Raw genomic sequence first — 26,628 nt, 5'->3', positions numbered from 1 at the left:
GGCGGTCATTGTTTGATATCAAACACGTGAAAATCTTATGTTCAATGTTTTTATAAAGCGGCCTATTCTGTCGCTTGTTATATCCGTAATAATAACCTTATTGGGCGTGCTGGCATTAATTACTTTGCCCGTAACCCAGTTTCCAGATATTGTGCCACCATCGGTAACCGTAACCGCCAACTACACCGGTGCCAATGCCGAGGTTTGTGCCAAAGCCGTAGCCACCCCGCTCGAGCGGGCTATTAATGGTGTGCCCGGCATGACCTATATGTCGTCGGTATGCAGTAACGATGGTTTAACCGTCATCCAGATTTACTTTAACGTAGGTACCGACCCCGACCAAGCAGCCGTTAACGTGCAGAACCGCGTGGCTACCATTATCGATGAGATGCCCGAAGAGGTAATTAAGGCCGGCGTAACTACCGAAAAGGAGGTAAACAGTATGCTGATGTACCTCAACATTATGAGCGATGATAAAGCGATGGACGAAAAATTCATCTACAACTTTACCGACATTAATGTATTGCAAGAGCTTAAACGTATTGACGGCGTTGGCCGTGCCGAAATTATGGGTGCTAAAGAATACTCGATGCGGGTATGGTTAAAACCCGACCGCATGATGGCCTACAAAGTATCTACTGATGATGTGATTGAAGCCATCCGCGCTCAAAACGTAGAAGCTGCACCGGGCAAAACAGGGCAGAGTTCTGATAAATCGCCACAGATGCTGCAATATGTATTACGCTATCCGGGTAAGTTTTTTGAGCCTAAACAATACGAAAATATTGTACTGCGTTCTGACGAAGCCGGAACTATACTTACGCTTAAAGAAGTGGCGGATGTGGAGTTTGGTTCGCTTACTTACGGCATGGTTTCTAAAACTGACGGCCGGCCATCAGCATCCATCATGATTAAACAGCGCCCCGGCTCAAACGCGCGCGAAGTAATCAGTAATATTAAAACCCGTATGGCTGAGCTTAAAGAAAGCTCTTTTCCAAGCGGCATGACTTATAACGTAAATTATGATGTTTCCCGCTTTTTAGATGCCTCTATTCACGAGGTGCTGCGTACACTGGTAGAGGCTTTTATCCTGGTGTTTATTGTGGTGTACATCTTTTTGCAGGACTTTCGCTCTACGCTTATCCCGGCGTTGGCAGTGCCGGTGGCGTTGGTGGGCTCCTTGTTTTTTATGCAGTTGCTGGGCTTCTCCATCAACCTCCTTACGTTGTTTGCGCTGGTGTTAGCTATAGGTATTGTGGTAGATAATGCCATTGTAGTGGTAGAAGCCGTACACGTAAAAATGCACGAAGAGCACCTGAGCCCAATGGATGCCACCATCAGCGCCATGAAAGATATCAGTGGGGCCATTGTGGCTATTACACTCGTTATGTCGGCAGTGTTTGTGCCGGTAGCTTTTATGTCGGGTCCTGTTGGGGTATTTTACCGGCAGTTCTCGCTAACCATGGCTATCTCCATCGTTATTTCGGGTATTAACGCGGTTACGCTTACCCCTGCTTTGTGTGCTATTATGCTTAAGCCAGGCCATGGGGCTAAAAAAGGTATTATAGACCGGTTCTTTAAAGGCTTCAATAACAAATATGATGCGGTACAGAATAAATATGCTGGTTTTATCGGTAAAATTGCCGGTCGCCGCGTCATCACTTTAGTTGCATTAGCAGTGTTTTTTGCTGCCACCTGGGGTATAAGTGCCATATTGCCCACAGGCTTTATCCCAACCGAAGATCAGGGGATGATTTATGTGAATGTAACCACCCCGGCCGGTGCTACAGTAGAACGTACTGAGGAGGTGCTGAGCGAAATACAGCGGCAAACCAAAAGTATCAAGGCTATTGAGTCAATATCAACCTTATCAGGTTACAGCCTGGTAAATGAGGTGGCGGGTGCATCATACGGTATGGCCATGATTAACCTGAAAAGCTGGGACGAGCGCAAAGAATCATTAAACGATATTATTGACGAGCTACAGAAACGCACCCGTAACATTGGCGATGCTTCCATACAATTCTTTCCGCCGCCTACGGTTCCGGGCTTTGGTAACTCCAGCGGTTTTGAGATACGTATGCTGGACAAAAGCGGAACGGGCGATTTGCAAGAAACGGCCGAAGTGTCTAACGGCTTTATCAAAGCACTTAACGAGTCGCCCGAGATTAATAACGCCTTCTCCAGCTTCGACCCTAACTTTCCGCAATACCTTATCAGTGTAGACCAGCGTATGGCGGCCAAAAAAGGCGTTACTATAGATAAAGCAATGTCTACCCTGCAAACGCTGATGGGTAGTTACTACGCCTCTAACTTTATCCGCTTTGGGCAGATGTATAAAGTGATGGTGCAGGCATCGCCCGAGTTCAGGACTAAACCTGAGGACGTACTGCAACTGTATGTAAAAAACAATAAAGGCGAGATGGTGCCTTTCTCTGCCTTTATCAGGATGGAGCGTGTTTACGGGCCGGAGCAGCTTACCCGTTATAATATGTATACCTCAGCTATGATTAATGGCGATGCCGCGCCGGGCTACAGTAGTGGCGATGCTATTGCTGCCATCCAGCGCATTGCTGCTCAGAAATTACCAAAAGGCTACTCGTTCGAATGGTCGGGTATGACGCGCGAGCAGATATTGTCGGGTAACCAAGCTATCTATATTTTCATTATTTGTTTGGTGTTTGTGTACCTGCTGTTGGCCGCACAATACGAAAGTTTGTTATTGCCATTAGCGGTTATTCTGTCGCTGCCTACAGGTATTTTAGGAGCATTCTTCTTTTTAAAGATTACCGGCCTCGAAAACAATATTTACGCCCAGGTGGCTTTGGTGATGCTGATTGGTTTGCTGGGGAAAAATGCCATTTTGATTGTTGAGTTTGCCGTGCAGCGCGAGCGCGAAGGTGCTACCGTGTTGCAGGCGGCTATTGAGGGGGCAGTATCCAGGTTACGCCCTATTTTAATGACCTCATTTGCATTTATTGCAGGCCTAGTGCCTTTATGTATAGCCAGCGGAGCAGGTGCCATGGGTAATCGTTCAATCGGTACCGCTGCTGCCGGAGGTATGTTACTGGGAACCCTGTTTGGGTTAGTATTAATTCCGGGTCTATATGTCATATTCTCGGGGTTAGCCAAGCCTAAGCAGAAACAACAAGAGGCTGTACCAGTGTTGGAAACCGAAGAACTCAGCACTTACCATTAATTGATAACATCCATGTATAAATATAAATTATTTCTATATAGCCTGCTTCTGGTGTGCTTAACTACCGCCTGCAGCCGGCTAAAAACTATAACCGTTGCTCCGCCTGCCGATATGCCGGGCTCTTTTACCGGTAAAACCGACACGGCTAACGTAGCAAGCTTACCTATATCAAGTTTTTTTTCTGACAGTTATTTAATCAAACTGATTGATACCGCTTTTAATGCTAATCCTGATATATTATCAGCCTTGCAACGCATCGAAGTAGCTAACGCAAACCTGCGTTACAACCGGATATCTATATTACCTGCCGTTACGCTCAATGCCAATGCAGGTTTAGAAAAATACGGTGATTATACCATGAATGGTGTTGGTAATTATGATACTAACTTATCACCCAATATTAATGGCGACCAACGTATTCCTAACCCTACGCCCGATTATTTTCTGGGTTTCCGTAGTGCCTGGGAAGTGGATTTGTGGGGTAAATTGCGCAACCGTAAAAAGGCGGCGTTTAATCGCTTTTTAGCCAGCCAGAGCGGCTATAAAATGGTGGCTACTTCACTTACCGCACAAATTGCTACTGCCTACTATACTTTGCTGGCCTTAGATAACGAGCTGCGGGTAATCCGTAAAAACCTGGAGCTGCAAAATAATGCGCTTGAAATTATTAAAGTGCAAAAATTAGGTGGACGGGCTACTGAGCTGGCTGTACAGCAGTTTTTGGCGCAACTTAAACGCACCAAAGGTTTAGAATACCAGGTTTTACAACAAATAACCGAAACCGAAAACCAGCTCAACTTTTTAACCGGCAAGTATCCTAAAGCCATTAGTCGTGATACTTCGATTAATACACTTAAACTGCCATCCGTACTAACGGCGGGCATTCCCTCACAGCTATTATTAAACAGGCCAGATATACAAGAGGCTGAATTTGAATTGCGGGCAATGAACGCCGATATAAAGGCGGTACATGCTGCTTTTTTTCCGTCGCTTACGCTATCACCTTACGTGGGCTTCAATGCTTTCAGCAGTTCATTGCTGTTTAACTCGGGTTCGTTAGCTTACGGCCTGTTAGGCGGTGTTGCAGCTCCTATTTTTAGTCGTAATTTAATTAAGGCCGATTATGAACGCACAGTTGCCCAAGGCAAACAGGCTTTATACGGCTACCAAAAAACCGTTTTAACCAGTTACCAGGAAGTGTTGAACAGTATGAAAAGCATTGAAAACTACAGCCAGGCCTACAGCCAAAAGCAGCAAGAAGTACAGGCTCTGAACAATGCAGTAGCTGTTGCCAACGATTTATACCTGGTAGGCCGCGCCAATTATCTGGAGGTTATCACCGCCCAACGTAATGTACTTGATGCCGAGCTGGAACTGGCCAATACTAAAAAAAGCATTTTTATTGGCGCAATTAATTTATACCGTTCTGTAGGAGGCGGTTGGAAACATTAAAGCCTGATTAGTTTTATTTTGCTAGGCAATGTAATGCCCTGTGAGTGATACTTACAGGGCATTACTGTTTAATTATGTTATTACTCACGTACGGTATAATTTGAGTTTCGGGTTTATTTCAATTAAATTCACCAACTGCAATAAACCGTTTAACTATCTGTTTTTACTTAATATGCCTGCATTAAACTATCGGCACTTGTCTATCTTATTATTATGGTGTAGCAGCTTTGGCAGCTACGCGCAAGAGTCTTTGCATCCAATACCGGTAAAGGTTGTAAAGCAAGAGCAAGGCTTTCTATTAACCAGAGGCGGGAAACCTTATTTTGTAAAGGGTGCTGGCGGTAGTAGCTACAGCGAGCAGTTGGCTCGTTATGGCGGCAACTCTTTACGTAGCTGGGACACCCGTAACGGGCAGGATATCCTGAATAAAGCCCAGCAATTAGGCCTCACGGTAACAATGGGCTTAAACGTAGCCCGCGAACGCCACGGCTTTGATTATAATGATAGTGCTGCCGTGCACAAGCAGTTAGAAACCTTAAGGCTCGAAGTACGTAAATACAAAAATCATCCGGCTTTGCTGGCCTGGGGCATTGGCAATGAGCTAAACCTGCAGTATACTAACCCGAACGTATGGGATGCTGTAAATGGCATTGCTAAAATGATTCATGAAGAAGATCCCAACCACCCGGCTACCACCATGCTGGCCGGGATTAATAAAAGAGAAATTGATTACATAACAGACCGCTGTCCTGATCTGGATTTTATATCGGTGCAGGTATATGGTGGTTTGCCGGGTGTTCCGCAGCAAATCAGGAGTGCAGGATGGGATGGGCCATACTTGGTTACCGAATGGGGGCCAACCGGGCACTGGGAAGGTCCGCAAACGCCATGGAAGGCATCAGTAGAAGAAACCAGTACTCAAAAGGCTGCCGTTTACAAAAGCCGGTATGAGGCTTCCATTAAAGCAGATAAGCATTGTTTGGGGTCGTATGTATTTTTGTGGGGGCAAAAGCAGGAACGCACTCCTACCTGGTATGGACTATTTACCGAAAATGGTGAAGAAACCGGTGTAGTAGATGTAATGCAATACCTTTGGACAGGCCATTGGCCTAAAAACCGCGCTCCTGAGTTGAGCTCATTTTTATTGAATAACCAAAAAGCGACAGATAACATCTACCTCAATTCTGCCCAAAGTTACCCCATAGCCTTAAAGATAACCGACCCCGACAACAATAAGCTTGCTGTACGATATGAGTTATTGCCCGAGAGTACCGATTTAAAAGAGGGCGGCGATCGCGAGAACAGGCCTCAACCACTGAACGGATTTGTGAGCAGCGCTAACAACAAACAAGCAACCTTAAAAGCGCCAGATAAAGAAGGTGCGTACCGTTTGTTTATATATGCAAGCGATGGCCGGGGCAAAGTAGCTACGGCTAATATCCCTTTTTATGTAAAAAGCAGTGGGCAAGGGCAATAAGCACAAGGTTTGATTTTAATGTATCATTTTTGTGATTAAGTTTGTTCATTAAATTCTACAAGCATATACTGGTAAAGCATGGCACGTATCCTGTTGGTTGAGGACGAAGACAAAGTATCTTCTTTTATAAAAAAAGGCTTAAACGAGCATCAATATACTGTTGACGTTGCCCGCGATGGTGTGGCCGGATTAACCGAAGTGCTGCAACAAACCTACGACCTTATAATTTTAGATGTAATGTTGCCGCTAATTAGCGGTATTGATTTGTGTAAGCAAATCAGACAAAAGCAGGCGCAGGTACCTATATTGATGCTAAGCGCCCTGGGTACTATTGATGATAAGGTTAACGGGTTACACGCCGGTGCGGATGATTACCTCATTAAGCCTTTTCATTTTAATGAATTATTGGCCCGTATAGAGGCTTTATTGCGCCGCCGAAATTTAAATGAAACCTCCAATCACCTGCTTACTTTTAGTGATCTTAACCTGGATACCTGGGATAAAACGGCCGAGCGCGCAGGTAAAAAAATAACATTAACGGCCAAAGAGTATGTGCTGCTCGAGCTGTTTATGAGAAACCCAAACAAGTTGTTATCGCGCGAATATATTACCGAAAAAGTTTGGGGGCTGCACTTTGATACCGGCACCAACATGGTTGATGTTTATGTGAATTACCTGCGTAATAAAATTCAAAAAGGCTTTGATAAAAAACTTATCAATACGGTAATTGGCATGGGCTATATTTTAAGAGAGCAGTAACAGCCCTGCTATGAAAATAAAAACACGGCTTTCTTTATACTTTACCCTAATTAGTTGCGGCGCACTGCTGCTGGTGCTGATAGCTCTGTTTTTTGCCGTGTTTGGGTTTCTGCAAACCGATTTCAACAAACGCCTGTCCGACCGTATTAACGTTGCTACACAGTTATACTTAAAGGCAGATGAAATTGGTGCCGACTCGTTGGTACAAGTACAGCAGCGCTACTTGGAACGTCTGCCTAATGAGGTCATCCGGGTGTACAGTGATAATAACAAAGCCGCGTTCAACACTACAAGCAACTTGGTTTGGAGTGATAAAATTATTGAGCAGGTTCGTAAAGACGACTTTATTGAATACGAAGAAGGTGACCGGCAGGTAGTTGGCCGTTATGTTAAAGATAACCAGGGCAACTTTGTGATTCTGGCCTCGGCCGTTGATCGCAATTTTTGGCCACGCATAGCCGTCTTATCTAAAATTACGCTGATTTTATTTTTATGCTTCAGCTCTATATTATTTTTTGTGGGGCAATGGTTTGCTAAAAAAATGCTGGCGCCTATACAAAACATCATCACCCAAATTACCCAGATACGCTCCAGTAATTTACACCTGCGTATTGAACCGGTGAAAAATAAAGATGAGATAGCCGAACTGGTAAGCAACTTTAACAGCCTGCTCGAGCGGCTCGAAAATTCGTTCGAATTGCAGCAAAGTTTTGTTTCTAATGCCTCGCACGAGTTACGCACACCGCTCACCAGTATTATGGGCGAGGCCGACGTTGCCTTAGAGCAGCCCCGTACCAGTCAGGAATATGAACGCGTACTGCAATCAGTATCTGCCGATGCCATGCACCTGCAATTAACCATATCCAGTTTAATGGAGCTGGCCCAAGTGGACTTTAACTATACCAAAGCCGTACTACAACCCACCCGCATGGACGAATTAATTTGGGAGATGCATGATTATTGGGTTGAAAAAAAAGGCGAAAACAAGCTTAACATCCGCTTTGGCGATTTCCCCGAAGATGAGGATAGGCTGGTTATACAAGGCAATAAACCACTGTTGTTGATTGCCCTGAACAATATTGTTGACAATGCTTACAAATACTCTAATGATGCCCCGGTAAGTATATATTTTGAGGTGCAGGATAAATACATTACCATTACAGTAACCGACTCAGGACCGGGAATCAAGCCCGGGGATATAGACAACATCTTCAAATCGTTCTACCGGGCCGAAAGTACCCGCAACATCCAGGGTACTGGTGTCGGCCTGTTCATTGCCCACAAAATCATTGATCTATGCCATGGCTCCATCCAGGTAGAATCTGATGGCTCAACCGGCACTTCTTTCATTATTAAATTCAAAAAAACGGCTTAATGAAGCTTTTTTAATATGGCCTTTGGCCTCCGTTAAGCCAGCTGCCGTTTGGCGGTCTTTATGTATAGGGCAACCTGCCGTTTTGAGCTTAATTGAATTCTGTTTGCAGGTAAATTTTAACTACACAATAGTTGTTTTAAAATCTAATGTTGTTCTAATGTAGGTTTAATGCAGGTCTAATTCTGCCTCATTAGCTTTGAATTATCTTCAAAGTTCAAAGTATAATGACAAACACACACAAGGGCTTTAAAACCCTGCTTTTGATACTTTTCTGTTTTGGTACCTCAAGTGCTTTTAGCCAAACTGATAGTTTGCGCATAAGCTTTAAGGACGCAGAAAAGCTTTTTCTGGAAAATAACTTAAGTCTGTTAGCCCAGAGATATAACGTAAACGCTACACAAGCCTTAGTACAACAAGCCGGTTTATGGGATAACCCCGTGTTATCAACCGACCAAAATATTACTGATAACTCAAAAAAGTTTTTTTACCACAATGGTAACATGGGACAGGTGTTTGTTCAGTTATCTCAATTAATACGTACTGCCGGCAAACGTGGCAAACAAATCAGGGTAGCCGAAGACGGCACTAAAATTCAGCAGGCCGCTTTTAATGATTTGATGCGCAACCTGCGTTATAACCTGCAGCTCGATTTTGCCCAGGCCGCCAACCTGATTGCCCAGCGCCAGGTTTATACCACCGAAATTACCTCAGCTACCGCATTGGTAAATGCAACCGACAAAGCTTACCAGGCAGGTAACACATCACTTAAAGATTTGGTGCGCTTAAAGGCCTTGCTGTTTAATCTGCAAAATGAACTGGTTGAAAACGAGCGCCAGTTAAACGATCTGGAAACAGAGTTAAAAACTATTTTGGCGGTGAAAGAAACTCAGTTTATCATTCCGCAAATTAAACCAGCTCCCGAAGATCTGGTGCTTAACCCGGCTACACTTGCCGAACAGGCTAAAAACACGAGGGCCGATTATCGCTTAAACCAATATACGCTCTTGCAAAATCAGGATAACCTGACCTTGCAAAAAGCTTTGGCTAAACCCGATGTTAATATTGGTGCCAGCTACGACCAAAACAGCAGTTACGCTCCTCATTATGTGGGCTTACAAATCAGCGTTCCGCTGCCGTTGTTAAATCGTAACCAGGGCAACATTAAATCAGCCCAGTTAGCAGCACAAAGCCAGGAATACATTGTCAAAAATGTTGAACTGCAGGTAACCAACCAGGTTTACAACGCCGTACAGCAATACCGTTTGAGTGAGCAGTTACTGGATAAAAATCAAACAGATTTTTATGAGCGTTACGACCAGATCTTTAACGCTATGCTTAAAAGCTTCCAGCAAAGACAAATAAGCCTGCCAGAGTTTGTCGACTTTTTTGATTCTTACAAAGAAACTAAAATCAAGATTTTACAACTACAGCTTAACCTGCAAAAATCTATTGCCGATTTAAATTATGCCGTAGGCACAACAGTAATTCCGGCACAATAAAATACTGAACAAACAAGCACACCATAACGGTGACAAAACAACACCGCAATAACCAAAAAAGAAAATGAGAAAAGCAATCTTATATATGATGGTAGCCGGCATTGCAGGCCTTACCTCGTGCGAAGAAAAAAAGACCGGTACGATGGAAAACAAGCAGGTTTGCGTTAGCGACTCGCTGGCAAAAATGATAACCATTGATACCGCCAAAGAAACAGATATAAAAAACGAGCTGAAACTAACCGGCGAAGTATCGTTTGATGAAAACAATGTAGTAAAGGTGTTTCCATTTGCCAGTGGCCAAGTGATGAATGTTAATGTATCCTTAGGTGATAAGGTAAGCAAGGGACAGCTTTTAGCAGTAATACGCAGTGCGGATGTGGCCGGTAATTATTCTGACCTTACCTCGGCCAATGCTGACCTTTCGGTTGCCAAACGCCAAATGCAACAGGCCGAATACCTTTACAAAAACGGTATATCAAGCGAGCGCGACTACACCGAAGCTAAAGGAAATTACACTAAAGCGGTATCTGCCAACCGTAAGGTGCAAGAGCAAATAGCCATTAACGGCGGCGGTAACACCAATGCATCAGGTACCTTATTAGTTAAAGCGCCCCGCAGCGGCTACATTGTAGAAAAAAACATTACCCAGGGTAACTTTATCCGCCAGGATAACAGCAATAGCTTGTTCACTATTTCGGATATGAAAGATGTTTGGATTAAAGCCAACGTGTTTGAAAGCGACATTGCCAAGGTAAAAACCGGTTACCAGGCTAAAATTACTACACTGGCTTATCCTGATAAAGTGTTTATCGGCAAGGTAAACAACGTAGGCTCGGTACTTGACCCGGACAGCAAAGTGTTAACTATACGTATCACTTTACCTAACACCGATATGCTGCTAAAACCAGAAATGTTTACCAACGTAATGGTATCAAATGACGAAGCGGCTAAGGCACTGGCCATACCCAGCCAGGCAGTAGTGTTTGACAGTGGTAAAAACTATGTAGTGGTTTACAATGGCAAATGTAACCTGGCTGTACGTGAAGTGAACGTGATTAAAACGGTAGAGAACACAACTTATGTTGGTTCTGGCTTAAAGGCCGGCGATAAAGTGATCTCTAAAAACCAGCTGCTGCTGTATAATGCACTTACCGAAGATTAATCTGCAAGGGTTAGCATCGTTTTTTACCTTGATATTCTGATAGTCATTAACAGCACACAGCTGCTGTACAAATACCCTTATAATGAACAAGCTCATTAAAAACATTATATATTTCTCCCTTCGCCACCGGGCTATGGTATTCTTTATGACAGGAATACTAGCCGTGTGGGGTGTATGGAGTTACTTAAATACGCCCATAGAAACCTTTCCGGACGTAACCAACACCCAAATTATTATCATAGCACAGTGGCCGGGCCACAGCGCCGAAGAAATGGAAAAGCTGGTAACCATCCCTATGGAAACCGTGCTTAACTCGGTACAAAAAAAGTCAAACCTGCGTACTACATCCTCATTCGGTTTATCTTATGTACGCATTATATTTGATGATGATGTAGATGACTCCTTTGCCCGTCAGCAGGTGATGAGCCGCATTATTAACGCCGAATTGCCTGATGGCGTAAAACCCGAAATTGAACCTCCATACGGCCCAACCGGTGAGATCTTTAGGTACACACTGAAAAGCCGTACCAAATCTTTGCATGAACTTACTGCTATTCAGGATTGGGTACTTGACCGCCAGTTTAAAGCCATTCCCGGTGTAGCCGACGTAAATAGCTTTGGCGGCGAAGAAAAAACTTACGAAGTGAGCGTAAATCCAGCCCTACTTCAAAAGTACGGCCTTACCTCGCCCGACGTATACAACGCCATTAACCGTAGCAACATCAACGTAGGTGGCGATGTAATTAACAAAAACGATCAAGCGTTTGTGGTGCGGGGCATTGGTTTGATTAATAACATTGGCGAGATTGAAAACATCATCATTAAAAATGTTAATAACGTGCCGATACTGGCTAAAAACGTTGCCGAAATCAGAGAGTCGGGTTTGCCACGTTTGGGCCAGGTAGGCCGCGATAAAAAGGACGACGTTATTGAAGGTATTGTGGTGATGCGTAAAGGCGAAAACCCAGCTGATGTATTGCAGCGCATCCGTGATAAGGTAACTGACCTTAATAACAACATTTTACCTAAAGACGTTAAAATATCAACTTTTTATGACCGTACTACACTAATTGATTTTTGTACAGAAACTGTTATCCACAACCTGATTGAGGGTATTGTACTGGTAACTGTAATTGTGTTTCTGTTTATGGCCGACTGGCGTACTACGCTTACGGTGGCCATTATTATTCCGCTGGCGTTACTGTTTGCTTTTATCTGTTTACGCTTAAAAGGCATGAGTGCCAACCTGCTCTCTATGGGTGCTGTCGATTTCGGTATCATCATTGACGGAGCAGTGGTAATGGTAGAGGGTATATTTGTGGCCCTCGACCATAAGGCGCACGAGGTCGGCATGGAGCGTTTTAACAAGCTGGCTAAACTAGGTCTGTTCAAAAACGTAGGTGCCGAAATGGGTAAAGCTATTTTCTTTTCAAAGCTGATCATCTTAACCTGTTTGATTCCGATTTTCGCCTTCCAAAAGGTAGAAGGTAAGATGTTTTCACCATTGGCTTATACCTTAGGTTTTGCCTTATTGGGTGCGTTGTTATTTACGTTAACATTGGTGCCGGCACTATCCAGCATACTGTTGCGCAAAAACGTTAAAGAAAAACATAACCCGGTAGTCATATTTTTTGAAAATGGGGTGCGCCGCATGTTCAATCTTACTTTCCGCAACCAAAAACTGAGCCTGATAGTATCGATAGTTTTCATGACGCTCACATTTATATCAGCCAAGTTTTTGGGTACCGAATTTTTACCGCAGTTAAACGAGGGTGCACTTTGGGTTACGGCGCAAATGCCTATGAGCACATCGCTCGAAAGCTCGGTGAATGTGACCAACAAAATGCGCGACATCCTGATGAGCTTCCCTGAAGTGAAACAAACACTGTCGCAAGTTGGCCGCACCAATGATGGTACCGACCCTAAAGGCTTCTTTAACGTACAAATACAGGTGGATTTGCTGCCTAAAAAAGAGTGGAAACGCCATATTACCCAAGAAGAGCTGATTGCTCAGATGGATAAAAAATTAAGCCAGTTTCCGGGTATCATTTACAACTATTCGCAGCCTATTATAGATAATGTGGCCGAGGCTGTAGCAGGTGTACCGGCATCAATGGCGGTAAAAATATTTGGCCCAGATTTTACCGTGCTTGATCATAAGGCTGATGCAGTATTGGGAGTTCTTAAACATATTCAAGGTGTTGAAGATTTAGGCGTGCTACGTAACCTGGGCCAGCCGGAGTTCCGTATTGAGCTTGACCAGAAAAAAATGGCTCGTTATGGCGTAGCAACTGCAGATGCTAATGCGGTAATTGAGATGGCCATTGGTGGTAAAGCAGCTTCGCAGTTATATGAAGGTGAGCGTAAATTTGATATTCGTATACGCTACCAAAAACCTTTCCGCGATACTCAGGAAAAAATTGAAAACCTGATGGTGCCTACCTTAAATGGTTCTAAAATCTCTATCAAAGAAATTTCGAGCATCAAAGAAGTAACCGGACCGGCATTCATTTTTAGAGATAACAACAGCCGTTATATTGCAGTTAAGTTTTCGGTGCGGGGCCGCGACTTGGGTAGTACTATTGCCGAAGCGCAGCAAAAAGTAGGTAAAGACGTTAAACTGGATCAAGGGTACAGCTTCACCTGGAACGGTGAGTTCGAAAACCAGATCAGAGCATCCAATACTTTGGCTCACGTAGTTCCGGCCTGTTTAGTAGTTATTTTCCTGATATTATTTGTAACTTTTGGTAATGCAAAAGATGCGGTATTAGTAATATTAAATGTGCCGTTTGCGTTAATAGGCGGTATACTTGCTCTGCATATTACCCGTACCAATTTTAGTATATCTGCCGGTATTGGTTTTATTGCTTTATTTGGTGTTTGTATACAAAACGGCGTAATTTTAATATCAGTATTCCGAAAAAATCTGGAAGAAAAAATGCATCTGCACGAAGCCATATTAAATGGGGTAATATCGCGCGTTAGGCCTGTGGTAATGACTGCTTTAATGGCAGCTATAGGCTTGATGCCGGCAGCAATCTCAACCGGTATTGGTTCTGAAACGCAAAAACCATTAGCTATTGTAGTAATCGGGGGGTTGGTTACATCAACCGTACTTACCCTACTAATACTGCCTATCATATACGCCATGGTGTACAACCTGATACACCGTCGTGAAAACCGGAAATTGCTTAGCAAAATCGGTGCTATAAGATCCTGACCATGTAATATGGTTTTGGTTAAGTGTGTTTGTTAAGCGCACAAGCCCCGCGAGGGGGCTTGTGCGCTCTTTTTTTGCGCTCAACTCAGGCAAGCTTAAGCCAATAAGTAAGTTCAAACAGGGTTATTCCTGTTGCTCTTTAATAATGAGCTTATCTACAGTTAATGTTCCTACTACTTGCAGCTCTTTAATTACCATACGCTTAATGGCCACGCGTCCAATGGCTAAAGCGCCAATAGCTACAGCACCTATAGCTAAAGCGCCGGCAGCCCAGGCACCTAAAGCGGCCGCACCAAGGGCAGAGGCACCGGTAGCCGAAGCACCTATCGCCCGGGCGCCAATTCCTTCGGCACCAACAGCTTCAGCTCCGATAAATTTTGATAATGTATTTTTTAGTAAAGTCATACCCTTTAATTATTTTAGTGAGTATACTAGTCAACATTAAAATAATTAAAAGGATTGCATAAAGACAACTACAGCCACATCACAGTGCCGGATGTTAAATTATAGAGATTTTGCTTTTCTTGGTAATGTTAACAGGCTGCGGAACTTTTACATAATATCCGGTACCATCATACACCCTTTTGCGAGGATGGCTTTGGCAAGCTGTCGAACAGCAGCCGTCTGTTTGTGTACCACAATCGTCGCACTGGGTAAAGTGCTCGTTACACTCGGGGTTGGCGCAGTTAATCATTTTGTCGGTAGTTTTGCCGCAGTTGTAGCAGGTAGAAACTACCGTTGGATTAACCTGGTTAACATCAACAGTTAAGCGGTTATCAAATACATAGCATTTGCCTTCAAAATCCTGACCGCCTACTTCTTTACCGTACTTGATGATGCCACCATGTAACTGGTAAACATTTTCAAAGCCCTCGTGCAGTAATAAAGCTGAAGCTTTTTCGCACTTGATACCACCGGTACAGTAGGTTAATATTTTTTTATCCTTGTATTGAGCCAGTTCATTAATCTTGGCCGGAAAATCGCGGAAATTTTCGATGTCAAGCGTTACTGCGTTTTTAAAACGGCCAACCGAATGTTCATAGTTTGAACGTACATCCAGAATCACCACATCTTCATCATCCTTCATCGCCAAAAAATCAGCAGGCTCCAGATGTTTACCGGTTTGTTTTTGCGGATTGATGACATGCGGGTCGCGCAGGCCGGAGTGAACAATCTCTGATTTATAGCGCACATGCATTTTTACAAACGACGGTTCATCAACCTCATCTATTTTAAAATCGGTTGCGGTAAAGCGCTCGTCGGCATGAATCGCGTCCATGTACGCTTTACAGGCCTCAGGCGTGCCCGAAACGGTGCCGTTTAGCCCTTCGTCGGCCACTATGATCCGACCGGTTAAGCCTAAGCTTTTACAAAATTTAAGATGGTCGGCAGCAAATTGCTCCGCCTCGGTTATTGTTGAGTAACAATAATACAGTAGGGTGTTATACTTTGTCATAAAACATTGATACTGCTGCAAACAGCGTGAAATGAGGCGCAAAGATACAAATTTCTCCGGCTGATTGTAATTGGCAAAATCAGGTAAGCTTTTATATTACATTTTACTTAAACTCATTCATCAACTTCAGCAACACGCCGTTGGTCCATCCAAAGCCATCCTGCAAGGGGTACTCGCCGCCACCTGCTTTGGCGCTGCCGTTTTGCACATCGTACTTTTCGAGCAGCTTACCGGTTTGCTTAAACGAGGCGATGTTGAGCTGCATCCAGCGCTGGGCAATAGTTTTGGCCAATAACGAGTAGCCATAATTTTGCAGGCCTTTGATAGTAATATACTGCAAAGGCGCCCAGCCATTGGGGGCATCCCACTGCTGCCCGGTGTTAACCGCGGTTGTAGCCACGCCACCTTGCTGTAAAAAGCGTTTCTGTATCAGGGCCGCCACTTTTTCGGCCTGTTCTTTATCTGCGAGGTTAAAAAATAAAGGATAAGCCATAGCGATACTTATCTGGTTAGATAATTTTTTACGCTGCCATTGGTAGTCCTTAAAACAACCGTTCTGCTTATCCCAGCAATATTTTAATACAGCTACTTTGCGTAAGGCAGCTTTGCGCTGGTAAAACGCTGCCATTTTAGTATTAACGCTTATGGTATACGAGCGGGCAATAACCGTTTCTAGATGATAAATCAGGCTGTTTAAATCAACCGCGGCTAAACTGGTGGTTTGTATGGTGGCCAGCGTTTTACCATCGGCCATCCACCGGCTGCTAAAATCCCATCCCGACTCGGCAGCGGCGCGTATGTTGCGATAAAAGTCGGGCGGTTTTTGAGTGGTTTGTCGGCCAGCCAACACATCTTCCCGGTACGATTCCTCGCGAGGCGTATTATTGCTGTCCCAATAGCGGTTTAACAAACTACCATCGGCCAAGCGTATGGTATGCTCAACGGCGGCACCCGGTTTTAATGCGACAGCGCCATGCATCCAGTACTGGTACTCTTTAATTAACTGCGGGCGGTAAGTAACTAAAATCTCCTTGCCTTTATATTTTGCCAGCAGCTCAACCATCAGCGAAAAAAATGGTGGCTGCGACCGGCTCAAATAATAGGTACGGTTGCCATTAGGAATATGCCCGTATCTATCAATCAGGTAAGCAAAGTTTTTTACCATGCTTTCTATCAAATCATATCGCTTGCTTTCGGCTAAACCCAGCATGGTAAAATAAGAGTCCCAATAATAAATTTCTCTAAAGCGTCCGCCGGGTACTACGTAGTTGTAAGGTAGAGGTAACAGTGAAGTGCCTTTAACGGTATCGGCTACGTGTTGCAGTACCGTCCATAAAGTATCAATATGTTTACGTACGCCAGCTGATACATTGCTGCGGTAAACGGTGCTGCTAACTGCCGGCACATCAAAGTATTTATGCGCAAAATCTTGGATATTGAATCCTTTTTTGATATGCTCGATACGGTAGGCCTGCATAATAGCGGTTGGTCTTGCTTTGGGCCGGGCGTCAACAAAAGTTTTTCCGTCGGTATAAACCTGTTGCATCTGTACTTGCTCAAACAAACCCGGATATATTTGGGCCGGTGACTGAAGCTGTGCAAATACGTTAGTTGTTAACAGCAGCCCGCTTAAAATAAAAAAAAGGCGAAATGTCTTCATGCTTTTATATTAACTAATAACGGCTCTATTTGTCATGAAAAAGCAAATTATAAAATAGATGTTTAAACATGTAATTTTTTCATATATCTTTACATCAGAAATCACAAGAACATGAAAAAGATTACAACATTATTTGTAGCAATTATGGCGGTAGCCCTGGTTGCTTTTAAACCAGTTGCTCCGGTGACTTTTAAAGTTGATGCTCAAAAAAGCAAAATTGAATGGACTGGTAAAAAGGTTACCGGCCAGCATGTAGGTACCATTAAAATTGCATCTGGCGAAGTTGCTACTAATGGCAAAGTACCAACCGGCGGTAAATTCGTTATTGACATGACCAGCATGGAAAATACAGACTTAGATGGCGATAGCAGAGGTAAACTAATGGGGCACTTAAAATCTGAAGATTTTTTTGGTGTTGAAAAATATCCTACTGCAACTTTCCAGGCTACTAAAATTACTCCTGCCGGTGCAGGCAAAGTTAACATTACAGGTAACTTAACTATTAAAGGTAAAACCAACGTAGTAACTTTCCCTGCAACTTATACCATGGCCGGTAACACTGTGAACGTTGTAGCTAACGGCGTAAAAGTTGACCGTACCAAATACGATATCCGTTACGGCTCTAAAAGCTTTTTTGAAAGCCTTGGTGACAAAGCGATTGATGACGAATTTTTATTAAATATAAATTTAGTTGCTACCCGATAACTAATCATATTTTTTTCCGTATAAGAAAATCCCAGCGCTTAAGCTGGGATTTTTTTGTTTCAGAACTTTTAGGAATGAAACTTTTTACATTTATTTTTCGTATAGTTAGAATATGATTAGCAACTCCAAACCTATAAGTATATTGTTGGTTGACGATGATGAGATAAATAACTTTATATCTATAAAGTTAATAAAGAAAGCTTTGGAATATACCGAGATAACCGCTTGTTTGGACGGGAGTTATGCAATTAAGAAGTTGTTAGATTTGCAGGCTAAAGACCCAAACAGTTTACCCGATTATATACTGCTTGATATTAACATGCCTATCATGAACGGATGGGAGTTTTTAGAAGATTTTAAGCGTTTAGAAATTGATCCGCTCAAGAAGTCAAAAATTTATATTATTTCTTCCTCTGTTTTTAGCAACGATATCAACAAAGCTAAGTCATATCCACTGGTTAAAAACTTCATTTCAAAGCCACTTAACGTCGACAAAATAAAAGAACTTTTTACGGTAGAAAAAACTGCTTAAATCGGCGTTATGGTAAAAATCTCGCCATCATAGCTTACATTACCCACCGGTACGCTTTTGGCATGATAAAATAAGCATGCCCATTGCTCGTAGGCAGCTTTTTTGCCATACTCTTCGCGCAGATTCATCGCTTTGCGACCATCATAGTCATACTTAGCTGCAAACTTCCGCAATAGTTGCTCAGGCTCTGGCAATTCATCTCCTCCAAAAAAACATTTTTCGCCATTATCTTCTACTAAAAACACCTGATGAAATTGGGTATGTCCACCCGATAATTCATAATGTATTCCCGGCCTTACCTCACCATCGCCCTCTACAAATTCAATCCGGGCTGCGTTTTTTAGCGTTTCCAGGATAGGCAACCGGTATGATGATGATTTGCCCGACCAGGCGTAGTCCCATTCGCCTTGTTGAATAATATGTGTAGCCTGCGGAAAGCTAAGCTCTAACTTGCCACTACGTTCTACAACTAATCCGCCGGTATGATCGTAATGCAGGTGCGATTGCAATACCAGTGTTACCTCACCGGGGGCAAAGCCTGCATTGCGGATGTGCTGGTGCAATAAAAGTTCGTCCTTATCGTCTTTATAACCTAAGCCGCTGTCGAACAAAATCAGATCGCGCTCAGTTTTAACCAAAAATGGATTTACATGTATAAATAAAGAGCCCAGTCTGTCTTTGGCATTATCGGTTAATGGGTTAAACGGAATAAACTTTTTGGTAGCATCAACCGAATAGGAGCCTTCGCCCAGTGCAAAAATTTCCATATTTATAATGTACGCGTGTTAACAGAAATGTAACTTTGTTGGTTATTAACCCTTAAAATTCATTAAAGGTTTCCAAAACGCAAAAGTATGCAAAAACGGTGGTCGGTAAAGCATAGCCCGGATATAAAAGCAGTACAGCAACTGGCTGCCGAACTGGGTATTGACCCTGTTTTAAGTACTTTATTGCTGCAAAGAGGTATTTGTAGCTTTGAGCAGGCGCATTATTTTTTCAGGCCCGACCTGCGGCACCTGCATGATCCTTTTTTGATGGCCGATATGGAAAAGGCCATTGAACGGATTGACCAGGCCATTAACAAGGGTGAAAAAATCTTAATTTTTGGTGATTATGATGTAGATGGTACTACTGCCGTAACCTTGGTTTACAGCTTTTTGAGCAGCCGCTACCAACACCTGGAATACTACATCCCCGACCGTTACCTTGAAGGCTATGGCATCTCTACCCAAGGTATTGATTATGCAGCAGCCAACGGCTTTTCGCTCATTATTGCGCTCGATTGTGGTATTAAGGCGGTTGATAAAATTGAGTATGCAAATACCAAAGGAATTGATTTTGTTATTTGCGACCACCACATGCCTGGCGAAACCTTACCTGATGCTGTCGCCGTGCTCGACCCTAAACGTTTAGATTGCACTTACCCGTACAAAGAATTATCTGGATGTGGTATAGGCTTTAAACTGATACAAGCTTATGGCCAAAAGCACGATTTGCCTTTTGACGAAGTAGCGCAGTACCTTGACCTGGTAGTTACCAGTATAGCTTGCGATATTGTACATATTACCGGCGAAAACCGTGTACTGGCGGCTTATGGTTTACAAAAGCTAAATACCGAGCCAAGCACAGGACTTCAAATTTTGAAAGAGATAGCGGGTAAAACCACCGCTTACTCTATTGCCGATATTGTTTTTTTAATAGGGCCCCGCATCAATGCCGCCGGCCGTATTGACGATGCCAAACATGCCGTTGAGCTATTACTTGCTAATGACGTTGATGTTGCCCATGAAAAAGGGCAACTTATTAGTTTAAAAAATAACGAACGCAAAGAGCACGATTTAAGCATTACAGACCAGGCGCTGGCCATGATTGCAGATGATACCATGGGGCTCAATCGTAAATCGACCGTGGTATTTAATGAAAAATGGCATAAAGGTGTAATTGGTATTGTAGCTTCGCGGCTTACCGAAAAATATTACCGGCCTACCATTGTGCTTACCCGCTCTAACGGACATGTGGCTGGCTCGGCCCGCTCTGTGGTAGGCTTTGATTTGTATGAGGCTTTGAGTGGATGCAGTGACCTGCTTTTACAGTTTGGCGGTCACAAATATGCAGCAGGCCTTACTATGCAGCCCGAAAAGGTAGAGGCTTTTATGGAAAGGTTTGAAGAGGTGGTGAGCGCTTCTATTACCGAGCAGCAACTGGTGCAGGAAATTTGCATCGACGCCGAATTACAACTGGCTGATATTACGCCAAAATTTTTCAGGGTGCTTAATCAGTTTGGCCCGTTTGGTCCCGAAAACATGTCGCCGGTATTTGTGAGCCGCAATGTACAGGCTTATGGTGGCATTAATCTGGTAGGCAGCAACCATATTAAAATGTCGGTGTACCAAAATAATTCTACCTGGTTTGATTGCATTGCCTTTAACCAGGGCGAGTGTATTAACGAGATACGCCAGGGCAAACCATTTGATATTTGTTACACTATTGAAGAAAACATTTGGCGCGATAAACGCTCTATACAATTAAATATTAAAGGAATTAGATGCTAAGCGAGAGATCGCCAGGCAGCAGGATGGGATTATAATTTACGCTCATTATATACCTGTCAATTAACAAATACACTATGAATCTACGCGCCGATCATCTGGTAAAAAAGTACAAGCAACGTACCGTTGTTAATGATGTGTCGTTCAATGTATCGCAAGGTGAGATTGTAGGTTTATTAGGGCCTAACGGTGCCGGTAAAACTACATCGTTTTACATGATTGTGGGCCTGATTAAGCCCAACGAAGGCCGTATTTTTTTAGACGACGAAGAAATTACAACCGATGCCATGTACCGCCGGGCGCAAAAAGGTATCGGCTACCTGGCGCAGGAAGCCTCTGTTTTTCGGAAACTTACGGTAGAAGACAATATCAAAGCCGTACTCGAGATGGGCGGTATGGCTAAGCAACAGCAAAAAGACAAGCTGGAAGAACTAATTGATGAATTCAGTTTGCATAAAGTGCGTAAAAATCGAGGTGATTTACTGTCGGGCGGTGAGCGCCGGCGTACAGAGATAGCGCGTGCACTGGCTGCAGAGCCTAACTTTATTTTGCTGGATGAACCTTTTGCCGGTGTAGACCCTATTGCTGTTGAAGAAATTCAAAGCATGGTTGCTAAGCTTAAACACCGCAACATCGGCATCCTGATCACTGACCACAACGTACAAGAAACCTTATCTATTACTGACCGGGCTTATCTTTTATTTGAAGGTAAAATTTTAGAGTCGGGTGTGCCCGAAGTACTGGCCGCTAACGAGATGGTACGCAAAGTATACTTGGGCGCAAACTTTGTACTTAAAAGAAAAACTTTTGTTTAATTTCGGAGCAACAATATGACCATTATAAATTCTGTTGCTACCTGGCTCATGAAAAAGCGCATTCATCAGATTGAGCTTTTCATGAAATATCCCAATGAAGTTCAGGATGAATGGTTTAATCAGCTCATCAACAACGCACAGGATACCGAGTGGGGCCGCAAGCACCATTACCGCAGTATTAATACCCTTGCCGATTTTAAGCAACACGTTCCCTTACAAAATTACGATACGCTTAAGCCCTATATTGAGCGGATGCTTAAAGGCGAACAAAATGTGCTGTGGCCGTCAGAAATTCGTTGGTTTGCTAAATCATCAGGCACCACCAGCGACCGCAGCAAGTTTATCCCGGTAAGCGAAGAAGCCCTGGAAGAATGCCATTTTAAGGGCGGCAAAGATATGCTGACTATTTATTGCAATAACCGGCCTGATGCCCTGCTGTTTACTGGCAAGAGCCTTACCCTAGGGGGCAGCCATCAAATCGGCCAGCTTAACACAGATATTTCTTTTGGAGACCTATCGGCCGTGATTATGAAAAACCTGCCTTTGTGGGCTGAGTTTTACCGCACGCCCGACCTGACTATTGCCCTGCTCGAGAACTTTGAGGAAAAGATTGAGAAGATGGCGCACGCTACCAAAAATGTTAATGTAACCTGTATTAGCGGCGTGCCTACCTGGAACCTTTTACTATTTAAACGCCTGTTAGAAATTACCGGCAAAAATAACCTGCTCGAGATATGGCCCAACCTGGAACTATATTTTCATGGTGCGGTGAATTTTACGCCATACCGCGAGCAGTTTAAAAAGCTCATTCCTAAGGATGACATGTATTACCTGGAAACCTACAATGCATCAGAAGGCTTTTTTGGGATACAGGACCGGGAAGAGCCCGGTGATATGCTGCTGATGCTTGATTACGGCATTTTTTACGAATTTTTGCCTTTGGAGCGCCTCAACGACGAAAATCCGGAAACGCTTACCTTGGATGAGGTGGAGTTAGATAAAAACTATGCGTTAATCATCAGTACCAATGCCGGTTTATGGCGGTACATGATTGGCGATACCGTTAAATTTACTTCGCTTAACCCATACCGTATCCAAATTACCGGCCGTACCCGCCATTACATTAACGCCTTTGGCGAAGAAGTGATTATAGATAATGCCGAACGTGCCCTGGCTGAGGCCTGTCGCCAAACCGAGGCTGTAATACGTGACTACACAGCCGCCCCCATTTACTTTACCGACAGCAAATGCGGAGGCCACGAGTGGATTATTGAATTTGAAAGAAAGCCTGACGAGTTTGAACGCTTTATAGACCTGTTGGATGAAACCCTGCGCAAGGTAAATTCTGACTATGATGCCAAGCGCTTTAAGGATATGGCCCTGCGCCGCCCGCAGGTACATGCCGTGCCCGAAAACACCTTTGTGAAATGGATGAAACTTCGGGGAAAGTTAGGCGGTCAACATAAGGTACCACGCCTGGCCAATAACCGCGAATATGTTGACAGCATTTTGAGCATGATTAACCAAAAAGACCTCACGGTTTGTTAAAGCGTACTTTTACTTTAACGGTTTCCGGTTTGCCATCACTGTTAGCGGTCCAACCCTGATAATTTTTAATTAGTTCTATCGCTTTTGCATCGGCCTCAGCACTCAGACTTTTGGTGATTTTGATGTCAGAAGCTGTCTCATCAGCATTCACGGTAAAGCTAACCTTAACCACGCCGGTTTTGCTATCGGGGCTTTGTGCTTTCTCTTTTAAGTAATTATGAAATGCTTTCCAGCCGTTCACGGGTTGCGCTTTCTCGTATCTTTCTGTATTGTTTTCGTTAGTGGTTATAACTACTTCACTCAATGTCTTGGTATTGGCCTTCAACGCTACTTTTAGGTTTTTAGCTTCCTTTACCTTTTGTTCCTGGGTGTCAAAACCGATGTAGGTAAAAACCAATGCTGCATTTTTATCCGCATCAATTTTAAACTTACCCTCAATATCTGTAGCAACGGCCTTATTCGTGCCTTTAACTTTTACCATTACGCCGGGTAAAGGCAATTGGTCATCTGCCGATACTACCTGCCCCCTAATTAAGCTTGTTGATTTCGTTTTAATGATGACTACGCCGTTTGTAGCTCTGGAACCATAGATGGCTGTTGCGGACGAATCTTTTATAACGTTTATAGAAGCAACATGATCCGGGTTGATGTCATCAATTTTATCAACCAGTTTTCCGTCCACTATGTACAGCGGCGGCTGGTTTTTATTAATTGAAGATAGCCCACGAATTTGAATCTTTTCGGGTGAATTCCGCTTCCGGGAAGGTGATATTGCTACGCCAGCAACTTTGCCTGCCAGCGCCGCCTCAATATTTTGGGGTTCCATTGATGCCACAGAAGCATTCATCGTTTCCGATTGCACCGTCGATACTGCACCCGTTATAGTTTGTTTGCGTTGCGTGCCATATCCCACTACAACCACCTCGTCTAAGCGGCGGCCCAAATTTGTTTTGTCCTTCTGTTTAACTTTACTATTAGCAGCAACCAAGTTAGCACGGCCGGGTAAAACATTATTTCCTGAATCAGCTTTAAGTTTTGCCAAAACCGCGCTTGTACTATCCATTTTTGCATCAGCCAATAAATGGGTCTTCGCCCGTTTAGTTTTTAAACTCAGTTTAGTTGCTCCCCATTGGGGTGTAGTCGGCTTAAGCTCCGGTTGTATAACTTGTGGAGCAGGCTTTGCTATGCGCGCTGGCGGTGTTTTCACTACGGCAGTCTTATCGGCAACAGGCATATCTTTTACAGAGGCCAAAGGTTGATTAAACAACCAATACCAGCTGCCCACCCCAATAACAATTAACACGGTAGCGGCGATGCTTAGCTTGGCGAATAATTCTAAACGTTTTCTTTCAGGTTGTATACGCTGCTGTAAGCGTTTATGTAAATCATTTAAATGAGCCGCTGACGATACTGGCTTTTGAGCATAGCCCTCCAACGCGTCCGCTAAAAACGGGTCGTCAAGTGCCTGGCGCTCCAGCTCGTGCATGGCACGGGCATCCAGTTCGCCATTCAGGTACTTTTCAATCAGCGATATGTCGGGCTTGTTAACGCTCACCTTGCTTTTCTAAACAAATTTTTAAATTTCGTTTACCGTTCTGTATATAACTTTTTACCTCGTTTAAACTGTAGCCGGTTAGCTCGGCTACTTCTTTGTAACATTTTTCTCTGATGTAGAACAACTCCACGCTGCGCTGCTGCTCGGCCGATAGCGTTTGCATGCATTTTTCTAACGCCGTAAGGCTTTGTTCATTGCTCACTTCTTCATGATGCAAAACAAACGGTAATTCCATAAACTCATCAATGCTGATAACTTCCGTTTTTTTATTGGCGCGCTGCTGCATTAGGCAAAAATTACGGCTCAGTACATATAACCAGCTTTTAAACTGTTTGATGTCGTGCCGGGTGGCCTTTACAACCAGCTCTTCAAATATCTGCATTACGGCATCCTTGCTCTGCTCTTCATCCTGCAGGTATTTAAGGCATACACCAAACACCAGGGGTATATACGGCTCATACAAACGGCCAAGCACAGCTAAATCGCCTGTTTGGCGATATTGCTGCAACAGCGCATCGTCGTCTGTTGTGTCGGCCTTATGCTTTTTGTTGAACCACCCCATGCAAGGCCATTAAAATAATTTTTTTATCCGGTTTATGGAAATTGGTAAGTGAGTTTGGTAGTACACTGTTTTCTGTAAATAATGATGTAAAGCTGCAACTTGAAGTTAAGCCAACAAGCATAGCCGATCCTCTTAATTGCTTGTGAAAACCGAATGCTAAATGAAGAAGACTCTAACAATGGTTTCAGAAGTTAACTGACCATATGTGGGGCAGACAACCGTGTTACCGTATTTTGTACAAGATCGTCCTAGCAAAGTGAAATAAATAACTTTATCAATAATATTAATCGTTAAAGCGCCACCAGCCGCAATAGTTAACCGCCGTTAACATATCCTCTAATAAAATGCTACCTATTATAATTAAATAAAATGAGTCGGCAGGCTTTTATCTACTCGTCGGCCTTAAATGCGTTGGCCAGCGTCGTACCCAAGGCCGCATACTTTTCTTTAGCTGCTGCCGGGTATTGATACAAAAAATGTGAAAAGATGAGTTCGCCGGTGGCCGGTAGTTCGGCTACTACGATTTTGTACAGGTATTGCAGGTTGCCTTTGTTGGCCCTAACACCGATGCTGAAATTATATCCCTTTACACCCTTGCAAAGTGAGGTAATATTAACCTTACGCAGTTCTTTGTCTTTACCGGCCTTAATAACTTTGATGTAATCGTCAATCGCTTTCTCTACTGCCATGATATCGCCAGCCTTAACACCGCGCCGTTTACCCAACGGAAAGGGTACTACCTGCCCTGCAAACAGCTTAAATGAGGCCTGCTTATCAGGGCTGATGTAAGTTAAAGTATCTATGTAAGCATTGGTTACTTTGCGCATCTCACTTATCACTTCTTCTTTAGGCCAGATTTCTTTAAAATACTTAGGGTAGTAATAAGAGTAGCTGTAAGATACATTACGGTTAAGCGCATAATAAGAACTATCTAACTTAATGCTGTCTCCTTCAAACGTACAGGGCACATTACGTTCCAGCAGCTTTTTAAGTTGCGGATCCTGCGCCTGCCCAAAGGCACACCAGGCAAAACAGAATATCAGCAGATAGGTTATAAATGTTCTCATTGGCTAAATTTTTTGCTGATAAGAAAAGCCCTTTAG

20 protein-coding genes are annotated in these 26,628 nt (G+C 43.5%); 13 read left to right on the top strand and 7 right to left on the bottom strand.

All coding sequences use genetic code 11. From position 1 onward, the window contains the following. Positions 1-37: 37 nt before the first annotated feature. The 8 genes from AAGR14_RS22185 to AAGR14_RS22150 all read left to right on the top strand — a co-directional run bounded on the left by AAGR14_RS22185 (position 38) and on the right by AAGR14_RS22150 (position 14,143). On the top strand, positions 38-3,199 hold the full coding sequence (locus tag AAGR14_RS22185; RefSeq protein WP_342646433.1) for an efflux RND transporter permease subunit: 3,162 nt from the start codon (positions 38-40) through the stop codon (positions 3,197-3,199). Positions 3,200-3,211: 12 nt separating this feature from the next. Beyond that, positions 3,212-4,651, top strand: coding sequence for a TolC family protein (locus AAGR14_RS22180; RefSeq protein WP_342646432.1), 1,440 nt, complete (start codon positions 3,212-3,214; stop codon positions 4,649-4,651). Positions 4,652-4,847: 196 nt separating this feature from the next. After that, positions 4,848-6,128, top strand: a complete 1,281-nt coding sequence (locus AAGR14_RS22175) for a hypothetical protein (RefSeq protein WP_342646431.1) — start codon at positions 4,848-4,850, stop codon at positions 6,126-6,128. A gap of 78 nt (positions 6,129-6,206) precedes the next feature. Next, positions 6,207-6,887 (top strand): response regulator transcription factor, encoded by a 681-nt coding sequence (locus tag AAGR14_RS22170; protein ID WP_342646430.1) that lies wholly within the window; start codon positions 6,207-6,209, stop codon positions 6,885-6,887. Positions 6,888-6,897: 10 nt separating this feature from the next. After that, the gene (locus AAGR14_RS22165) at positions 6,898-8,262 is read left to right on the top strand and encodes an ATP-binding protein (RefSeq protein WP_342646429.1); all 1,365 of its coding nucleotides are present in this window, start codon (positions 6,898-6,900) and stop codon (positions 8,260-8,262) included. A gap of 224 nt (positions 8,263-8,486) precedes the next feature. Next, positions 8,487-9,761 (top strand): TolC family protein, encoded by a 1,275-nt coding sequence (locus tag AAGR14_RS22160; protein ID WP_342646428.1) that lies wholly within the window; start codon positions 8,487-8,489, stop codon positions 9,759-9,761. 64 nt (positions 9,762-9,825) lie between these two features. Next, on the top strand, positions 9,826-10,923 hold the full coding sequence (locus AAGR14_RS22155; protein ID WP_342646427.1) for an efflux RND transporter periplasmic adaptor subunit: 1,098 nt from the start codon (positions 9,826-9,828) through the stop codon (positions 10,921-10,923). A gap of 82 nt (positions 10,924-11,005) precedes the next feature. Further along, positions 11,006-14,143: a CusA/CzcA family heavy metal efflux RND transporter gene (locus tag AAGR14_RS22150; RefSeq protein WP_342646426.1), complete on the top strand. Its 3,138-nt coding sequence runs from the start codon at positions 11,006-11,008 to the stop codon at positions 14,141-14,143. A gap of 123 nt (positions 14,144-14,266) precedes the next feature. Here AAGR14_RS22150 and AAGR14_RS22145 read toward each other — a convergent pair whose 3' ends face one another. From AAGR14_RS22145 to treA, 3 genes are all read right to left on the bottom strand, one after another. After that, entirely contained in the window at positions 14,267-14,548 is a 282-nt protein-coding gene (locus tag AAGR14_RS22145; protein WP_342646425.1) for a hypothetical protein, read from the bottom strand. A 94-nt stretch (positions 14,549-14,642) separates the two neighbouring features. Beyond that, entirely contained in the window at positions 14,643-15,599 is a 957-nt protein-coding gene (locus AAGR14_RS22140) for a rhodanese-related sulfurtransferase (RefSeq protein WP_342646424.1), read from the bottom strand. 103 nt (positions 15,600-15,702) lie between these two features. Continuing rightward, positions 15,703-17,259 (bottom strand): alpha,alpha-trehalase TreA, encoded by a 1,557-nt coding sequence (treA, locus tag AAGR14_RS22135; protein ID WP_342646423.1) that lies wholly within the window; start codon positions 17,257-17,259, stop codon positions 15,703-15,705. 111 nt (positions 17,260-17,370) lie between these two features. Between treA and AAGR14_RS22130 the strand changes: the two genes are divergently transcribed. Both AAGR14_RS22130 and AAGR14_RS22125 read left to right on the top strand, forming a co-directional pair. Then, on the top strand, positions 17,371-17,964 hold the full coding sequence (locus tag AAGR14_RS22130; RefSeq protein WP_342646422.1) for a YceI family protein: 594 nt from the start codon (positions 17,371-17,373) through the stop codon (positions 17,962-17,964). A gap of 112 nt (positions 17,965-18,076) precedes the next feature. Beyond that, positions 18,077-18,496 (top strand): response regulator, encoded by a 420-nt coding sequence (locus tag AAGR14_RS22125; protein WP_342646421.1) that lies wholly within the window; start codon positions 18,077-18,079, stop codon positions 18,494-18,496. On the opposite strand, the gene AAGR14_RS22120 is transcribed toward AAGR14_RS22125, so the two are convergent. Further along, the gene (locus AAGR14_RS22120; protein WP_342646420.1) at positions 18,493-19,263 is read right to left on the bottom strand and encodes an MBL fold metallo-hydrolase; all 771 of its coding nucleotides are present in this window, start codon (positions 19,261-19,263) and stop codon (positions 18,493-18,495) included. The genes AAGR14_RS22125 and AAGR14_RS22120 overlap by 4 nt on opposite strands. Before the next feature lie 87 nt (positions 19,264-19,350). On the opposite strand from AAGR14_RS22120, the gene recJ reads away from it, so the two are divergent. The 3 genes from recJ to AAGR14_RS22105 all read left to right on the top strand — a co-directional run bounded on the left by recJ (position 19,351) and on the right by AAGR14_RS22105 (position 23,408). Then, complete coding sequence (recJ, locus tag AAGR14_RS22115) at positions 19,351-21,048, top strand: single-stranded-DNA-specific exonuclease RecJ (RefSeq protein ID WP_342646419.1); 1,698 nt, start codon at positions 19,351-19,353, stop codon at positions 21,046-21,048. Positions 21,049-21,122: 74 nt separating this feature from the next. Then, positions 21,123-21,860, top strand: a complete 738-nt coding sequence (gene lptB, locus AAGR14_RS22110; RefSeq protein ID WP_342646418.1) for an LPS export ABC transporter ATP-binding protein — start codon at positions 21,123-21,125, stop codon at positions 21,858-21,860. A 15-nt stretch (positions 21,861-21,875) separates the two neighbouring features. Then, on the top strand, positions 21,876-23,408 hold the full coding sequence (locus tag AAGR14_RS22105) for a GH3 auxin-responsive promoter family protein (RefSeq protein ID WP_342646417.1): 1,533 nt from the start codon (positions 21,876-21,878) through the stop codon (positions 23,406-23,408). On the opposite strand, the gene AAGR14_RS22100 is transcribed toward AAGR14_RS22105, so the two are convergent. The 3 genes from AAGR14_RS22100 to AAGR14_RS22090 all read right to left on the bottom strand — a co-directional run bounded on the left by AAGR14_RS22100 (position 23,395) and on the right by AAGR14_RS22090 (position 26,592). Continuing rightward, positions 23,395-24,963, bottom strand: a complete 1,569-nt coding sequence (locus AAGR14_RS22100; RefSeq protein WP_342646416.1) for a carboxypeptidase-like regulatory domain-containing protein — start codon at positions 24,961-24,963, stop codon at positions 23,395-23,397. The two genes, AAGR14_RS22105 and AAGR14_RS22100, sit on opposite strands and share 14 nt — an antisense overlap. Next, positions 24,953-25,525 (bottom strand): sigma-70 family RNA polymerase sigma factor, encoded by a 573-nt coding sequence (locus AAGR14_RS22095; RefSeq protein ID WP_342646415.1) that lies wholly within the window; start codon positions 25,523-25,525, stop codon positions 24,953-24,955. The genes AAGR14_RS22100 and AAGR14_RS22095 overlap by 11 nt, the downstream gene beginning before the upstream one ends. 389 nt (positions 25,526-25,914) lie before the next feature. Next, entirely contained in the window at positions 25,915-26,592 is a 678-nt protein-coding gene (locus AAGR14_RS22090; protein ID WP_342646414.1) for a hypothetical protein, read from the bottom strand. Between the last annotated feature and the right edge of the window lie 36 nt (positions 26,593-26,628).

The organism is Mucilaginibacter sp. CSA2-8R (assembly GCF_038806765.1).
Lineage (GTDB): Bacteria > Bacteroidota > Bacteroidia > Sphingobacteriales > Sphingobacteriaceae > Mucilaginibacter.
This window is presented reverse-complemented; position numbering and strand designations above follow the sequence as displayed.

Excerpts from the sequence above, each read along its gene's own strand:
- AAGR14_RS22185 (WP_342646433.1), top strand. The coding sequence starts at position 38 with ATGTTCAATGTTTTTATAAAGCGGCCTATTCTGTCGCTTGTTATATCC.
- AAGR14_RS22180 (WP_342646432.1), top strand. The coding sequence starts at position 3,212 with ATGTATAAATATAAATTATTTCTATATAGCCTGCTTCTGGTGTGCTTA.
- AAGR14_RS22170 (WP_342646430.1), top strand. The coding sequence starts at position 6,207 with ATGGCACGTATCCTGTTGGTTGAGGACGAAGACAAAGTATCTTCTTTT.
- AAGR14_RS22165 (WP_342646429.1), top strand. The coding sequence starts at position 6,898 with ATGAAAATAAAAACACGGCTTTCTTTATACTTTACCCTAATTAGTTGC.
- AAGR14_RS22160 (WP_342646428.1), top strand. The coding sequence starts at position 8,487 with ATGACAAACACACACAAGGGCTTTAAAACCCTGCTTTTGATACTTTTC.
- AAGR14_RS22155 (WP_342646427.1), top strand. The coding sequence starts at position 9,826 with ATGAGAAAAGCAATCTTATATATGATGGTAGCCGGCATTGCAGGCCTT.
- AAGR14_RS22150 (WP_342646426.1), top strand. The coding sequence starts at position 11,006 with ATGAACAAGCTCATTAAAAACATTATATATTTCTCCCTTCGCCACCGG.
- AAGR14_RS22145 (WP_342646425.1), bottom strand. The coding sequence starts at position 14,548 with ATGACTTTACTAAAAAATACATTATCAAAATTTATCGGAGCTGAAGCT.
- AAGR14_RS22140 (WP_342646424.1), bottom strand. The coding sequence starts at position 15,599 with ATGACAAAGTATAACACCCTACTGTATTATTGTTACTCAACAATAACC.
- treA (WP_342646423.1), bottom strand. The coding sequence starts at position 17,259 with ATGAAGACATTTCGCCTTTTTTTTATTTTAAGCGGGCTGCTGTTAACA.
- AAGR14_RS22130 (WP_342646422.1), top strand. The coding sequence starts at position 17,371 with ATGAAAAAGATTACAACATTATTTGTAGCAATTATGGCGGTAGCCCTG.
- AAGR14_RS22125 (WP_342646421.1), top strand. The coding sequence starts at position 18,077 with ATGATTAGCAACTCCAAACCTATAAGTATATTGTTGGTTGACGATGAT.
- AAGR14_RS22120 (WP_342646420.1), bottom strand. The coding sequence starts at position 19,263 with ATGGAAATTTTTGCACTGGGCGAAGGCTCCTATTCGGTTGATGCTACC.
- recJ (WP_342646419.1), top strand. The coding sequence starts at position 19,351 with ATGCAAAAACGGTGGTCGGTAAAGCATAGCCCGGATATAAAAGCAGTA.
- lptB (WP_342646418.1), top strand. The coding sequence starts at position 21,123 with ATGAATCTACGCGCCGATCATCTGGTAAAAAAGTACAAGCAACGTACC.
- AAGR14_RS22105 (WP_342646417.1), top strand. The coding sequence starts at position 21,876 with ATGACCATTATAAATTCTGTTGCTACCTGGCTCATGAAAAAGCGCATT.
- AAGR14_RS22095 (WP_342646415.1), bottom strand. The coding sequence starts at position 25,525 with ATGGGGTGGTTCAACAAAAAGCATAAGGCCGACACAACAGACGACGAT.
- AAGR14_RS22090 (WP_342646414.1), bottom strand. The coding sequence starts at position 26,592 with ATGAGAACATTTATAACCTATCTGCTGATATTCTGTTTTGCCTGGTGT.